Source organism: Glycomyces tritici (genome assembly GCF_030403505.1).
In genome coordinates, this window is the sequence record NZ_JAUEMJ010000010.1 from 20,783 (window position 1) to 35,751 (window position 14,969).

12 protein-coding genes and 1 tRNA gene are annotated in these 14,969 nt (G+C 68.8%); 10 read left to right on the forward strand and 3 right to left on the reverse strand.

The genetic code is table 11. The annotated features are described in order from the left end of the window. Window positions 1-168 precede the first annotated feature (168 nt). Window positions 169-1,854, reverse strand: a complete 1,686-nt coding sequence (locus QWI33_RS24140) for an HNH endonuclease signature motif containing protein (RefSeq protein ID WP_289957884.1) — start codon at window positions 1,852-1,854, stop codon at window positions 169-171. A gap of 494 nt (window positions 1,855-2,348) precedes the next feature. On the opposite strand from QWI33_RS24140, the gene QWI33_RS24145 reads away from it, so the two are divergent. The 6 genes from QWI33_RS24145 to QWI33_RS24170 all read left to right on the forward strand — a co-directional run bounded on the left by QWI33_RS24145 (window position 2,349) and on the right by QWI33_RS24170 (window position 6,575). Then, window positions 2,349-2,431 (forward strand) — tRNA-Leu (locus tag QWI33_RS24145). A gap of 366 nt (window positions 2,432-2,797) precedes the next feature. Further along, window positions 2,798-4,588: a sensor histidine kinase gene (locus tag QWI33_RS24150; protein WP_289957883.1), complete on the forward strand. Its 1,791-nt coding sequence runs from the start codon at window positions 2,798-2,800 to the stop codon at window positions 4,586-4,588. Next, on the forward strand, window positions 4,588-5,019 hold the full coding sequence (locus QWI33_RS24155; protein WP_289957882.1) for a roadblock/LC7 domain-containing protein: 432 nt from the start codon (window positions 4,588-4,590) through the stop codon (window positions 5,017-5,019). The genes QWI33_RS24150 and QWI33_RS24155 overlap by 1 nt, the downstream gene beginning before the upstream one ends. Then, the gene (locus tag QWI33_RS24160) at window positions 5,019-5,390 is read left to right on the forward strand and encodes a DUF742 domain-containing protein (RefSeq protein ID WP_289957881.1); all 372 of its coding nucleotides are present in this window, start codon (window positions 5,019-5,021) and stop codon (window positions 5,388-5,390) included. The genes QWI33_RS24155 and QWI33_RS24160 overlap by 1 nt, the downstream gene beginning before the upstream one ends. After that, window positions 5,368-5,970 (forward strand): GTP-binding protein, encoded by a 603-nt coding sequence (locus QWI33_RS24165; protein WP_289957880.1) that lies wholly within the window; start codon window positions 5,368-5,370, stop codon window positions 5,968-5,970. The genes QWI33_RS24160 and QWI33_RS24165 overlap by 23 nt, the downstream gene beginning before the upstream one ends. 11 nt (window positions 5,971-5,981) lie before the next feature. Beyond that, window positions 5,982-6,575: a GAF domain-containing protein gene (locus QWI33_RS24170; protein WP_289957879.1), complete on the forward strand. Its 594-nt coding sequence runs from the start codon at window positions 5,982-5,984 to the stop codon at window positions 6,573-6,575. 78 nt (window positions 6,576-6,653) lie between these two features. Here QWI33_RS24170 and QWI33_RS24175 read toward each other — a convergent pair whose 3' ends face one another. Then, entirely contained in the window at window positions 6,654-7,850 is a 1,197-nt protein-coding gene (locus QWI33_RS24175) for an acyl-CoA dehydrogenase family protein (RefSeq protein WP_289957878.1), read from the reverse strand. A gap of 387 nt (window positions 7,851-8,237) precedes the next feature. Here QWI33_RS24175 and QWI33_RS24180 point away from each other — a divergent pair, with 387 nt between their 5' ends. The 3 genes from QWI33_RS24180 (at window position 8,238) to QWI33_RS24190 (ending at window position 11,222) form a co-directional block, all read left to right on the forward strand. Beyond that, entirely contained in the window at window positions 8,238-9,974 is a 1,737-nt protein-coding gene (locus QWI33_RS24180; RefSeq protein ID WP_289957877.1) for a bifunctional metallophosphatase/5'-nucleotidase, read from the forward strand. A 154-nt stretch (window positions 9,975-10,128) separates the two neighbouring features. Then, window positions 10,129-10,914 (forward strand): Bax inhibitor-1/YccA family protein, encoded by a 786-nt coding sequence (locus tag QWI33_RS24185; protein WP_289957876.1) that lies wholly within the window; start codon window positions 10,129-10,131, stop codon window positions 10,912-10,914. Window positions 10,915-10,919: 5 nt separating this feature from the next. Continuing rightward, window positions 10,920-11,222, forward strand: coding sequence for a hypothetical protein (locus QWI33_RS24190; protein WP_289957875.1), 303 nt, complete (start codon window positions 10,920-10,922; stop codon window positions 11,220-11,222). Here the strand turns inward: QWI33_RS24190 and QWI33_RS24195 are convergent. Then, entirely contained in the window at window positions 11,219-13,297 is a 2,079-nt protein-coding gene (locus QWI33_RS24195; protein WP_289957874.1) for an FUSC family protein, read from the reverse strand. The two genes, QWI33_RS24190 and QWI33_RS24195, sit on opposite strands and share 4 nt — an antisense overlap. Before the next feature lie 57 nt (window positions 13,298-13,354). Here QWI33_RS24195 and guaA point away from each other — a divergent pair, with 57 nt between their 5' ends. After that, a complete protein-coding gene (gene guaA, locus QWI33_RS24200) occupies window positions 13,355-14,899 on the forward strand; it encodes a glutamine-hydrolyzing GMP synthase (RefSeq protein WP_289957873.1) in 1,545 nt (514 codons plus the stop codon). Window positions 14,900-14,969: the final 70 nt, after the last annotated feature.

Sequence of the window (14,969 nt, forward strand, 5' to 3'; positions counted from 1 at the left end):
GGCCCGAATTCCCTCCGGTTCAACCGGCAGCGACGAAGCGGCAGGGGCAGGGCGAGGTCCGGATGCGGGCCTCCGGCTCGGCTAGGCCCAGGCTCAAGCGGGCACCGACGAAGCGGCAGGGGCAGGGCGAGGTCCGGATGCGGGACCCGGGCCCGATTTCCCTCCGGTTCAACCGGCAGCGACGAAGGGGTGGGGTAGCGGCCAGGCTGGGTTGCGGCCGACCGGCTTGACGGGGTGCGGGTGCAACCTGGCAGCGGCAAAGGGATGGCACCTTCCCCGGTTGCAGTCCGGCCCTTGGCCCTCACCTGGCCCGGGTTCAACCTGGCAGCGACAAGAGGTGCGCTCCCTCCCCGGTCGCACTGCGGCCTGCGGGTCGGATCTCCCCGCTGACTCCGCGAGGGCGCATCCCAGGTGCCCCTTTCGACCCTGGACATGCTGAGGGGCCCGGTCCCCCTTGGGAATCGGGCTGCGCTGGCCATGACCCGCGCTCCCCTCAGCAGTCGCCCGCTGAGGGCAGGTTAAGAACGGTGGATCGCCCGGGTCCTCCCGCATCGCCACGGGTGCCGTCTCTTTGGCGGCCTCGGTCTTCCGGAACCGCTCCCGGGTCTTGACGATCACGGCTTCCATGCTCTTCTGGGCGTACCAGGCGGCATAGTCGGTCAGCTCGCGTCGATACGTGGGCGACCATTCCGTGGAGTCATGCCCGTTCGGCAAGTCCTTGAAAAGGTCCGCTTCCCACTCCTCGTCGGTGCAGCCGGTGCTCTTGTGCCGGATCGAGACGCGGCCCGGGCCGGTCTTCTCAATATCCCATTTGCCCGTATGTATCCGACCGTGATGGAACCTGCAGAGGAGGACCAGGTTCTCAGCGGCCGTCAAGCCCCCGTCTGCCCAATGCTCCAAGTGATGCGCCTCGGTCCAAGCGATCGGAGCCCGGCAACCGGACCAGGCGCACCCGGTTGGCTGCTCGAGTTCGAGTTTGTGGCGGAGGGCCGTGTTGGGGAGGCGCTTGGCTCGGCCCAGTTCGATGGCTTCGCCGGTGCTGTAGTCGAAGACCGAGGGGATGACCCCGGCTTCGCAGGCGAGGAGGCGGGCCTTGGCGACGGAGACCGGCTTGCCGTCGAGCATGGGGAGCCGACCGGTCTTCTCGCCGCGCAGGGTCGCGAGGTCGCAGGTGAGGTTCAGGGTGGCGGTGTGGCCGTGGCGCTTGGGAGCCGAGGGGTCGGTGCCGTAGGCCGCTGCCATCTGGTGCAGCGCTTCGGCATTCCGGCCGGAGACTCGGGGGAGTAGACCATCGGCGTCCTTGTCCTCTTGGCGAGGAGGGGGAACGGCGGTCTTCAGGGCGTTGCTGATGAGCTTCCCAGTGTCATCGGTGAGCAGGCCTTCGATGTCCCACATGCCATCAGGGCGCTGGTTGACCTCCAGCCAGGCCAGGGACTGCTGGCTCAGCTCGTCGAGGAGCGACTGCTGGTCGAAGAGCTCGGCGCAGATGCGGTCGAGGTGCTCGGCGAGTTCGGCGCGGGTGGAGTGGATGCAGTACTCCCGGATCAGCTCCTCGGGAGTTCGGCAGAGCACTGCGCCGTACGGGGATTCGACCGGGGCGGGGTAGGGGACCCGGGAGTAGACGGCCAGGCCCTCGCGCTCGATGCGGCGCATGGCGTAGGCGATGGCGTCGATGCGGGCGGCCCCTGCGAGGGCGGCCTCGGTGAGGTGCTTGAACTTCGGGGAAAGGCGGGCAATGGAGGCGATCTGGCCCGCGCAGGCCTCATTGAGACTGAAGGACTCCTTGATCCAGTCGCGGATGCCGGAGAAGCCGTCGCATTCCTTGTGGAGCCCTTGAGAGGTGTAGGCGATCACTGCTTGCAGGAGATTGGCCTCGACTGCGCAGAGCTGAGAGGTGAGGGAATCGATCCGGGGGCGCAGGACTGCCGCCTGAGAGTTTCGATCTGTGCCATTCATCCTGCTCACCCCCTTGGGAGTTATCCGATTAGTCTTGTGGCGGTTATAGATTAATGATGACAGGTAATGGTCTTGGTGGCATCACTCGAAGGGGTGAATATCAGGCCATTGTGGACCGAGATGGCTCGGAATGCGGGCCGCGGGCCGACATCCGACCTGGGCTTCGTACTGCCTCTTTGTCGCCGCCGCTTGAACTTTGTGTACAGCACGCCGAAAGTCGAAGTGGGACACTGGAGGCACACGCCGCTTGTCGCCGTTGCTTGTACCGCAAGGGAAGTGGACCGCCAACTGTCGGAATCACGACACTTCGGTGTTCCCTCAGGTGAGCGCGCCGGACGGGAAACTTGGGGGGTCCATCACGCTCGGATTCCCGCTAGCGTGGCAGCATACGGGCCCGAGTGGTGGAATCTGGTAGACACAGTCGGCTTAAAACCGGCCGTCGTGAGACTTGCGGGTTCAAATCCCGTCTCGGGCACGGAGGTGGGATGAACTTGTCGGCCAACGGGATCGGACGGAGTGGGGCCGTCCGACCCTCGGAGTGTCGTTCCTCGCATTCCCGGCATCGCCGTCCGAACGGGTGATGGTCGCCCAGCCCCCGGATAACGTCACGCTCTGTGTTCGCACCGTCGATGACCTGGTGGATCGGTTCTGTGAACCGGGAGTTTCAGGCTCGGTACGGACTGCATGGACAGGTTGACTGCGCAGGGACACCGTGCTATCCAGGGAGGCGAGCGCGATACCATTTTGTCGAAACGGCCGGTGGGGACATGGCTTTCCATTGTGCTGCAATGACTTTGTCACTTCCCCGGTATCGCGGAAGCCGTAGGCCAGTGTCGTGAGGATGGCGATGCCCGAAACACCTCTGTCCACAACTCAAACTTTCCAGCCCACCGGTCCGCCGCCGCCTCATCCCTACGGTTCCATTGCCGCAGAGGGACCCGGGGAGTCGGGGGATCTCAAGGCCCGTCTGCTGCGCATCGCACTCCTGCCGCTCGTATCCGCGGTGCTGGTCGGTGCCGGTGTCGTGGTCTTCTTCAATCTGGCTCCAACGGACGGTCCCTCATGGACCGCTCCGGCGGTGCTCGGCCTCGCCGCGGTGCTCATCGCGCTCGTGGCCTACCTGTCCGCCAGCGCCGCCTCCAAGGTCGACGCCGACCTGGGCCGTCAGGTGGTCGCGGTCCGTCGAGCCACTGTCGAGACGCATTTCAAGGTCTGGCAGGTCCTCGACGACCTGCAGCGGGAGCTGCCCGTCGACCAGCGATGGTCGGTTCCGCTCCCCAACGCCTCGGCCAGTGCGGCCACGACCGGCGAGGCGTTGCGGCTCCTGGCCGCGGAGGCCCGGCAACTCCGTGCGGCCGCCGAGGCGGTCACGGCGCGAAGCGGGCGTCCCGCCCCGCAAGCGCCGGCCCGCAGTCCGCAGCCTGCGACGACTTCGGGTCCGATCGATGCGGTGAGCGTGCATTCGCGCGTGGGCATCTTCGTGAATCTGGCCCGGCGCCTGCAGTCACTGGTGCACCGGGAGATCGAGCAGCTCGACGAGCTCGAGAACCAGGTGGAGGACCCTGATCTCCTCAAGGGCCTGTTCTCGGTCGACCACTTGGCGACGCGCATCCGCCGCCACGCGGAGAACCTGGCGGTCCTGGGCGGTGCGACCTCGCACCGGCAGTGGTCGCGTCCGGTCAACGTCTACGAAGCGCTCCGCAGCGCCGTCGCGGAGGTGGAGCAGTACGCGCGAGTGAAGCTGGTGCGCCCCATCGACGGCACGCTCAAGGGCCACGCGGTCGCGGACGTCATCCACCTGGTGGCGGAGCTGGTGGAGAACGCGACGACGTTCTCGGCGCCGAACACGCAGGTGCTCATCCGGGTCGCCCGGGTGCGCACGGGCCTGGCCGTCGAGGTCGAGGACCGCGGCCTGGGCATGGAGGCGCACGAGCGGGACCGGTTCAACACGATGCTGGCGACGCCGGACCAGGTGGATCTGGACGAGCTGCTCGCGGACGGCCGCATCGGCCTGTACGTGGTCTCGTCGCTGGCGCACCGCCATGAGCTGACGGTGCAGTTGCAGTCCAACATCTTCGGCGGCACGCAGGCGATCCTGGTGATTCCCGAGGTGCTGCTGGGCGACGACACGCCCAAGGCCCCCGCGCCGCGGGAGCTGCCTGCGCCGCCGGTGCAGGCGATGCCGGTGCGCCAGCCGGGGGCGGCGGCGCCGTCGCCGCACCTTCCCTCGGTGCAGCTGCGCCCCTTGCCTACCGCGGGTACCCGACACTACGGTGGTTCCGTGCCTCAAGCTCGCATGGACGGACCGGTCAACGGCCACAGCACTGCAGCCACGAGGGTCGACACCGGTGCCCTGCCGGTGACGGCCGAGATCCCCGAGGTGGATCCCGATCACCCGGGCGGGCACGGCTTCGGTTCGGGCACTCGTCCGGAGCTTCCGAAACGCGCGAAGCAGACGCACCTGGCGCCGCAGTTGCGCGATGCGCCGCAGCACGGGGCCCGAGGTTCGGAGGCCGGCCACGACCCGGGTCTGATGAAGGCGTTCCAGCAGGGCCGACAGCGCGCGGACTTCGATCCGCAGATCCCCGCATCCGATGGTTCCGTTTCTCCGTACAGGAATGAGGAGTTGTAATGGCAGGCGATGAGGCAGGCGCGCCTTCAGATCTCAGCTGGCTGTTGGCCGGGCTGGTGAGGAAGGTTCCGCACACGCGAAGCGCACTCCTGCTGTCCTCGGACGGTATCAAGAAGGCGTTCCACGGCATGGGCGTCGACCAGGCCGACCAGCTCTCGGCGATCGCGTCGGGCATGTTCTCGCTGGCGCGGAGCGCGGGCGTGCAGTTCGGTTCGTCGGCGGGCGTTCGCCAGGTGGTGGCGGAGCTCGACGACACGCTGCTGTTCGTGTCGACCGCGGGCCAGGGCGCCGTCCTGGCCGTGGCGGCGGGACGCGAGGCGGACGCGGGAGTCCTCGGCTACGAGATGTCCATTCTGGTCAAGAGTGTGCGCCCGTATCTGGAGACGCCCGTGCGCAGGGCCGCGGCCGCCAGCGGTGAAATGGTCGGCTGATGGCCGACTTCGAGCATCAGCCGCTGCTCGACGACGATGCGGGGCCGCTGGTGCGGCCCTACACCGTGTCGAACGGCCGCACCGTGCCGACGAAGAAGATGGACCTGCTGTCGCTGGTCCGGTCGACCGGGCAGATGCGGCCGGCGCAGTTGGAGGCCGAGCACGCCGAGACCCTGCTCCTGTGCCGGGAGCCGATCTCGGTCGCCGAGGTCTCGGCGCACATGCGCCTGCCGGCGATGGTCATCAAGGTGTTGCTCTCCGATCTCGTCGACTGCGGAGCGATCGTCACCCACGCTCCGGACCCGGCCGTCGACCCCACTGACCAAACCGTATTGGAGGCACTCCTCAATGGCCTACAACGGCGACTTTGACCGCTCGCCAGCACAACAACCAGCACTGCCCACTGCCATCAAGCTGCTCGTCGCCGGGGGGTTCGGCGTCGGCAAGACCACCTTCGTCGGGGCGGTCTCGGAGATCGAGCCGCTGAGCACCGAGGAGACCATCACGATGGCCTCGATCGGCACGGACGACCTCACCGGCGTCGGAGACAAGGTGACGACGACCGTGGCGTTGGACTTCGGCCGTATCACCCTCGACCGGCAGCACATCCTGTACCTGTTCGGCACGCCCGGTCAGGACCGGTTCTGGTTCATGTGGAATGAGCTTTCGGACGGGGCCTTCGGCGCGGTGGTGCTGGCGGACACGCGGCGCTTGGAGGACTGCTTCCCGGCGCTCGACTTCTTCGAGCGGCGGGGCACGTCGTTCATCGTGGCGGTCAACGAGTTCGAATCCGGCTTCCACTACGAGCCGGAAGAGGTCAGGGCCGCATTGGACCTCAAACCGAATATCCCGATCGTCTGCTGCGACGCACGCGATCCACGTTCCGCGACCTTGGTGCTGGTCACGTTGACCAAGCACCTGATGTCGGCCGCTGCTTCCAGCGTCCGGTGAAGGAGCCCAGCATGTCCATGCCCGAGAGCGAGTTCCGACTCACGATCACGCCCGATGACCCGGGAGCCACCGAGCGGGCCAAGCGCCTGCGCGACCTGGGGATCGGCAATCTGCCCGACCCCGAGTTCGATGAGCTCGCCCACGAGCTGACCGAGCTCACCGGTGCGCCTTACGCGATGGTGAACTTCATCGACGAGGAGCACCAGTACTTCGCGGGCCTCGCGGCCCCGACCCCGGATGCGGCCAGCCAGGCGATCGCGGGGGCCTCCGAGGCCCCCGAGGTCGGCCGCGAGATGGACCGCGACCACGGTTACTGCCCGCATGTGGTGGTGCGCGGCAAGGCCCTCGTCCTGGGGGACGTCTGCGACTACCCCCGGTTCGCGGGGAACCCGGTGGTCGACAAGATCGGCATCCGCTCCTATCTGGGGGCGCCGCTGATCGACGACGAGGGGAACACGCTGGGTACGGTGTGCGTGGTCGACACGGAGACCCACGACTGGGGCCGCCCGGGCCTGGAGATCATCAAGGGCATGGCCGCCAAGGTGATGGACCGGATCCGGGAGCGCAACGCCGGGATCCAGTCCGGCAATTCTCTGCAGGGGTGAACGAATGGGGAGGCGGCCGACGCCGCCTCCCCATTGCTGCATGCCCGAGCTTCCGGCCGATCCTCCGGATCTCGCGCTCTAGTGCACTGCGACCGCCTCGCCGTTGACGATGCGCTCGGACCACTGGCCCTTGGTCCGTCCCATCGCCGCCTCGGCGAGGCGCAGGCGCTGCACGTCGGAGGTGCCTGCGGGGGCGAAGATGTGGTACGCGTCCCGCAGGAACCGCTCGATCGGCCGCTCGGTGGTGAGGCCGATCGCGGCATGGATCTCCATCGCCTCGCGCGCCGAGTCCAGTGCGGACTCCACGTTGACGAGCTTGGCGTTCATCAGCTCGATGTCGCAGGGCATGCCCTGGTCGAGCAGGTGCACCGCGTGGTAGGCGGTGATCCTGGCCGTCATGAGCCGTGAGGTGATCTGTCCGATCTTCTGCTTGATGTTGTCGAGCTCGGCGAGGGGCTTCCCGTACAGCTCCCGTTGGGACGCGTAGGCGACGGTCTCGTCGAGGATCGCCTGGTGGATGCCGAGCGACACCGCCGTCAGGTTGGAGCGCCCGTACAGGATCGACGAGGAGTAGGCGACCGAGAGGCCTTGGCCCTCTTCGCCGAGCCGGTTCGTGGCGGGCACGCGGCAGTTCTCGAACAGGAGCTCCCCGAAGCTGAACCCGTGCAGGCCCATCGTGGACTGCTGCGGGGCCAGTGCGAACCCGGGCCGGTCGGACTCGACGAGGAACGCCGTGAGCCCCTTGGGGCCCAAGCCGGTGCGCACGACCACGCCGTGGAGGTCGCCGACATGGCTGTTGCCGACGAAGACCTTGTGGCCGTTGAGGATGTAGTCGTCGCCGTCGCGGACGGCCCTGGCGCGCATGCCGAGCACGTGGCCGCCGGAGGCGGATTCGGTGACGGCGATCGTGGGGAGGCAGTCGCCGTAGGCGACCTTGGGCAGCCAGGTCTTCTTCTGCTCGTCCGAGCCGTAATGGAGGATCTTGGCGACCCCGAGCTGGGAGGCCTGCACCATCGCGCCCATGGCACCGGAGACTCGGGCCAGTTCTTCGATGATGATGGTCTTCGCCAAGTGCCCCATGCCCATCCCGCCGTAGTCGACGGGGATGGTGACTCCGAGCCAGCCTTGGGCGGCGATGAGGCGGGAGAGCTCGTGGTGGACGGTCTTCTGGGTCTCCATCTCGGGGACGCGCGGGCGCACTTCGCGTTCGGCGAAGGCCCGGACCTCGGCTCTGAGGGCGTCGTGCTGTTCATTGGTGAAGTAGCCGGTCGTCAACGGGTAACCCCCTGTGGGCGTCTTGCTCGCCTATGACCGCTCCGCAGCAGTCCCCACCGGTGACGAGCTGTATATGCGAGTTGTATTCGCAGTGACTGTAGCAACCGGTTTCGCATGGGGCAAGGGTCGACAATGTGGACACGCAGTTGTGACGGGTCAGTAACAAGTCGCTGTGCTGCAAGGGATCACGTGCGCGAATACGAGTCTCGTATCGCGAGAGTGAGGGTGCGCTAACCGTCGCATTGTGCTACGGGATAGGCCGTCTTTACTGTTATCGGGGCGTTGTGAAGGCGTTATGCTGCGTTGACTCGGGTGCAATCGTCCCATGATTGGATCTGACTGGGGGCAGCCCCGGCCCGCCATCCCATCGACCTCCAACGGAGTGCCATGTTCACCATCAGAAGGAAGCGCCGCGCCGTGGCCGTCGTCGGCGCCGCGGCGCTCGCCGCGACCACGCTCGCCGTCGGCGCGTGGTCGGCCAACGCCGGCCAGCACCACCCCAACCGCGAGGTGGACCTGCAGCTGCTGGCCCTCAACGACTTCCACGGCTACATCGAGGCCAGCGCCTCCAACACGTGGCCGATCGACGGCGTGAACACGCCCGTGGGCGGCGCCGAGTACCTGGCGACCCACCTCGAAAAGGCCCGCGAAGGCGAGCGCTACTCCACGACCGTGGCCGCCGGCGACCTCATCGGCGCCAGCCCCTTCCTCTCCGCCGTGTACGACGACGAGCCGACGATCGAGTCCCTGAACGCCATGGGCGTCGAGGTCTCCTCGGTCGGCAACCACGAGTTCGACGCCGGGTTCGACGAGCTCAACCGCATCATCGAAGGCGACGGGGACTTCGAGGGCGCGGACTTCCCATACCTCGGCGCGAACGTCGTCGACGAGGCCACCGGCAAGCCCGTCCTGGACCCGTACTGGGTCAAGGACTTCGGCCGCGGCATCAAGGTCGGCTTCATCGGCATGACCCTGGAGGGCACGGGCGACATCGTCTCCCAGTCCGGCATCGCGGGCCTGGAGTTCACCGACGAGGTGGAGACGGCCAACAAGTACGCCAAGGAGCTCAAGCGCAAGGGCGTCAACGCGATCGTGGTGCTCATGCACGAGGGCGGCGTCCCGGTCGCCGAGGACACCGGCCACGAGTGCGAGTCGCTGGACGGCACGGCGGTCGGCATGTCCGGCCCGATCGTGGACATCGCCGAGAACATGACCCCGCTCGTTGACGTCCTGGTCACCGGCCACACCCACAACGAGTACGTGTGCTCGGTGCCCGACCCGGCCGGGAACCCGCGCATGGTCACCTCCGCGTCCTCGTACGGCCGCGTGTTCACGCAGATCGACGCGACGTATGACAAGCGCACCAAGGACATCGTGCGCTCGTCGGTGACCGGTTCGAACACGATCGTCACCCGCGACGTGGAGCCGAACGGCGAGCAGCAGGACATCATCGCCTCCTACACGGGCGAGGGCTACGACGAGGTCGCCAACCGCCTGGTCTGCCTCATCGCCGAGGACATCAAGCGCGCGCCGAACGGCAACCGCGCCGTCGAGTTCCCCCTCGGGAGCCTCATCGCCGACGCGCAGCTGTGGAACACCGCGAGCGCCGACACCGGCGGAGCCGAGCTGGCCCTCATGAACCCCGGCGGGGTGCGCCAGGACCTCGTGTACGGCGCCGGCACCCCCGGCGAGGTCACGTACAAGGAGGTCTTCGAGGTCCAGCCGTTCGCGAACTACGTGGTCACGCTCGACCTGACCGGCGCGCAGATCCTGGCCGGGCTCCAGCAGCAGCTGCCGAGCGCGGCCCGCTCGACGACCCTGCAGCTCCAGGTCTCCGAGGGCTTCACGTACACATGGGACAAGACCAAGACGGGCACGGACCAGATCGTGGCCGACTCGCTCATGCTCAACGGCGAGCCGATCGCCATGGACCAGACCTACCGGGTCACGATGAACTCGTTCCTCGCCGACGGCGGCGACTCGTTCACCGCGTTCAAGGACGGCACCAACCGCCTCTTCGGCGAACTCGATGTGGACGCGTTCGAGGACTACCTCGCGGAGTTCGGCACCGCCGCGGCGCCGCTCCAGGCGCCCGAGCTCGGACGGGTCACAGTGATCTCCTAGCTGTCTGAGTGGATTCACAGCGGCGGAGCAGGGAATGCTTCGCCGCTGTGTCGTGTTCAGGGCAGTGACCGGATAGGCTGATAATCACCCTTGAAATTCCAACGGAGGACCGCAGGTCATGGCAATGCAGAGCAGGAACTCATCCCTTCGAAATATGGTGAAGACCCAGTACAACGAGCAGCACATGGGTGCCGCGTACGGGCCTTACGGGCAGATGACCCAGGCTCCGCAGGCTGAGACCATGCGGATCGACGACGTCATCGTCCGTACTGTGGCGCTGGTCGGCGCGACCTTCGTCGCGGCGATCCTCACGTACTCGATGGTCGCCGACGGCATCGCGAACAACGACGCGGACGCCATCGGCACCGCCATGATGCTCGGGACGATCGGCATGGTCGTGGGCCTCGGCATCATGATCTTCTCGATGTTCAAGCCGGTCACGAACCCGTTCGTGGCCTTCGCGTACGCGATCGGCCAGGGCCTGCTCCTCGGCGGCGTCTCCGCCGTGTTCGAGCAGCAGTGGCCGGGCATCGTCGTGAACGCCCTCCTGGCGACCATCCTCGTGTTCGGCGCGATGCTCGCGCTGTACAAGTTCCGCATCCTGAAGAACTCGCCGATGTTCACCAAGGTCATCGTCGGCGCGGGCATCGGCATCTTCGCCCTCTCGATGGTCAACCTCATCGCGGGCGCGTTCGGCATGGACCTGGGCCTGTTCGCCGCTCCCGGCGAGTCGGCCTCGGCGCTCCAGTGGATCATCGCGATCGGCATCACGCTGTGGGCCGCGTTCTCGTTCATCCTCGACTTCGACATGATCGAGTACGCCGCGAACAACGGCGCCGCGAAGAAGTACGCCTGGGCGGGGGCCTTCGGCCTCACCGCGGGCCTCATCTTCCTGTACTGGAACCTGCTGCGCCTCCTGTCCTACTTCCAGGGCGACTAGCGGCTTTGAGCACCGAACTCGAGCGGGCGATCGGGCGTGTCGTCGAAGGCACGCGCCACTGGTCGCCCGCTCGCCTGTCCTCTCGGGCGACGGCGATGCACGCCCTCGTCCAGGCCCTGGCCGACCTCGCGGCCGACGCCGAGGGCCAGCCGCGGCGGATCGTGCCGCGCCTGCCGAACGACACGCACCTGCCCGACCAGCTGCAGGTGATCGGCCTCGACCTCCTCGAGTTCGAGTCGAAGCTCACCGAGGAGCAGCGGGCCGCCGCCGAAGCGGCGATCCAGCGGGCCCGGTCCGCGCTGTTCTAGGCGTTCCAGCCGGCCATGAGCAGGGCGGCGTCGTCCAGGGCCTCCACCACGTTGTCGGACTCCCAGCGCAGCACGCTGCGCCGCGTCCGCGTGTCCCGGTCCTCGATGGCCGCGAGGCGGAAGTCGAGGCGCTGCACGGCCTCGCTGAGGTCGATGCCGCGCGGCGGCGCGTCGCCCCGGGCCAGCGCCGCCAGCCGCAGGTAGGCCGTGTCGAGCGAGTCCGCGAACGCGTCGACCCCCGCGAGGCCCGTCGCCTGCTCGTCCCGGCCCAGCGTCGCATTCACCGCCACCAGGGCCCTTGCCGCCCTTGACAATGCCGCCTCCGCACCGAGTGCGTCCGCCGAGAGCGGGCCCGGCCCGGCGACCGGTTCGGCCTTCGCCTGGTCGGCGGCGGCGGTGAGGGCGGAGCGGCGGGCCCGGATCTGGTCGATCGCGGCGTGCATGACCTTGCGGTCGTAGTCGGCCGGGTGCGCCTGGCGGTCCAGGGAGAGCCGGGCGTAGTCGCGGTAGGCGTCCACGAGGTCCCCCAGGAGGTCGCCGAGGCGGCGGGTCTGCCAGGTGGGGGCGAGCGTGTAGAAGCCGATCGCGAGCGCCGCGCCCACGAGGGTGCAGGCGCCCCGGTCGAGTGCGGCGGCGATCGGGTTCTCACCCGAGAGGTCGATCTGGAACACGGTGAAACCGGAGACGGCCGCGGCGAACACGAGCATCGACACCGGCCGCGTCAGATAGGCGATGAGCGCGTACGCGAGCACGACCAGGCTCAGCCACAGCTGGTCCTGCGGCAGCAGCATCCCCAGGAGCGAGGCGAAGACGACGCCGCCGGTGGTGCCGACCGCGCGGGTGACGCCGCGGGTGAGGGTCCCGGCGAAATCGGCCTGCAGCACCAGCCAGGCGGTGAGCGGGATCCAGTAGCCGTGGCCGGTGGGCCAGGCGAGGCCGATGGTCATGGCGAGCGCGATGACGCCGGCGCGGCGCAGCGCGTGGTGGATCACCGGGTCGCGGCGGTGCAGGCGGGCCCGGAGCTGGCCCACGGCCTGGCGGGCGGTGCCGGCGGCGTGCGCGAGCGCGGGGTCGGCGACGACGTCGTCGCCGCCGGCGGTGAGGCGCTCGGCGAACCCGCCGGTCTCGTGGAGGGTGCGCAGGAGCCCGCCGATCTCGGTGGGCATGGTGCCGGTGGCGGTGGCCATCGGGTTCTGCGAGAGGCCGTCGAGGAGGGCGTCCCAGTCGAGTTCGGTGGGGGCGCGGGAGGTGATCTGCTCGGCGAAGTGGCCGAGGAGCCGGGCGGCGAGTTCCAAAGCCTCCGAATAGAACTCGACGGTGTCGCGGTCCTGCGCGTCGGCGCGGGCGCGCGCCGAGGCGACCCGGCCGATCGCGGTCGACACGGCGTAGATCTGGCGGCGCGCCTCCAGGACCGCCGCGGGCAGGGCCCGGCGGCGGTCGAGTTCCTGCGCGGCCTCGAAGAGCGGCTCGGTGCGGAACGGCGCGTTGGGGTCGGCGGCGAGCGCGTCCGCTTCGGCCGCGAGGGCCAGCCAGGCGTCGGCGAGGGTGCGCCGGTCCTCGGCCCACCGGTAGTACGGGGGCAGGAGCGCCGTCAGCGCCTGCACCGCGCCGCCCGCCGCGCACGCGACCGCCGCGAGGAGCACCCCGGCTTCGGCGGTGAGGTGATCGGCGAGGAAGAACATGATGCCGGAGACGGTGAACGTGACGCCCGCGATGTGCGTGACCGAGCCGATGAACGTGAGCGTGAACGCGTAGGCGGCCGCCGCGGCGATGAGCACGATCGGGTCGCCGATCGAGCCGAGCACGACCCCGAGCGCGCCGGCCGCGCCGACCAGCAGCGGCAGCGAGGGCCCGGTGCGGGTGCCGGGGGTCAGCATCGCGACGCCGCCGAGCCACGCGCCCATGACCGCGGCCTGCCCCCACGAGGGGTGGCCGGCGAACGCGACGGCGCTCATGGCGACCGCGATGCCGAACGCGGCGCGCACCGCGAGGACCGGCACGGCCTCGCCCGGCGTCCATGACCGCAGGTCCCGGCCGACCCGGCGGAACGATTCGCGGACCCCAGGGTTGAGCACGTCATCAGGGTAGCCGCGCCTTCCGGTGTGAGGCCCCTTACCGGTTACCCTGGTGGCATGCGACAAACGGTGCTGGTGGTCGACTTCGGTGCGCAGTACGCGCAGCTCATTGCGCGGCGCGTCCGCGAAGCGAACGTCTACTCGGAGATCGTGCCCTCCTCGATGCCCGCGAGCGAGATGCTCGCCAAGGAGCCGGCCGCGATCATCCTCTCGGGCGGTCCTTCGAGCGTGTACGCCGAAGGCGCCCCGCAGGTGGAGAAGGCCCTGTTCGAGGCCGGCGTGCCCGTGCTCGGCATCTGCTACGGCTTCCAGGCCATGGCCGCCTCGCTCGGCGGGACCGTGGCCAGGACCGGGCTCTCCGAGTACGGCGGCACCCAGCTCGACGTGCTCTGCCCCTCGAAGCTCCTCGACGGGCTCCCCGACCACCAGTCGGTGTGGATGAGCCACGGCGACTCCGTGACCGAGGCCCCCGCCGGGTTCGAGGTCGTGGCCCGCACCAACGGCGCCCCCGTCGCGGCGTTCGAGAACCTCGAGGCGCGCCTCGCGGGCGTCCAGTACCACCCCGAGGTCGCCCACACCCCGCACGGCCAGGCCGTCATCCGCCACTTCCTGCACGACATCGCCGGCATCAAGCCGAACTGGACGAACTCGGCGATCATCGACGAGCAGGTCGCCGCCATCCGCGAGCAGGTCGGCGACAAGCGCGTCCTCTGCGCCCTCTCCGGCGGCGTCGACTCCTCCGTGGCCGCCGCACTCGTGCACCGCGCCGTCGGCGACCAGCTGACCTGCGTCTTCGTCGACCACGGGCTGCTCCGCGCCGGCGAGGCCGAGCAGGTCGAGAAGGACTACGCGCAGCTCACCGGCATCGACGTGCGCGCCGTGGACGTCTCCGAGCAGTTCCTCACCGCCCTCAAGGGCGTCACGGACCCCGAGGAGAAGCGCAAGATCATCGGCCGCGAGTTCATCCGCACCTTCGAGGCCGCCGCCCGCGAGATCGCCGCCGAGAAGGACATCGAGTTCCTCGTCCAGGGCACCCTGTACCCCGACGTCGTCGAGTCCGGCGGCGGCACCGGCACCGCCAACATCAAGAGCCACCACAACGTGGGCGGCCTGCCCGACGACCTCCAGTTCGCGCTCATCGAACCGCTGCGCACCCTCTTCAAGGACGAGGTCCGCGCGATCGGTCTCGAACTGGGCCTGCCCGAGGCCATGATCTGGCGCCACCCGTTCCCCGGCCCCGGCCTGGGGATCCGCATCGTCGGCGAGATCACCCGCGAACGCCTCGACCTGCTCAAGGCCGCCGACGCGATCGCCCGCGCCGAACTCACCGCCGCCGGCCTCGACCGGTCCGTGTGGCAGTTCCCGGTCGTGCTCCTCGCCGACGTCCGCTCCGTGGGCGTCCAGGGCGACGGCCGCACCTACGGCCACCCGATCGTGCTCCGCCCGGTCTCCTCCGAGGACGCGATGACCGCCGACTGGTCCCGCCTGCCCTACGAGCTCCTCGCGAAGATCTCCACGCGCATCACCAACGAGGTCGCCGACGTCAACCGCGTCGTGCTCGACGTCACCTCCAAGCCCCCGGGCACCATCGAATGGGAATAGCCTCAGCGCACGGCCCGCAAGCGTCGCCTCTCGGCTCATACACGGCCCGCAAGCGTCGCCCCTCTGCTCA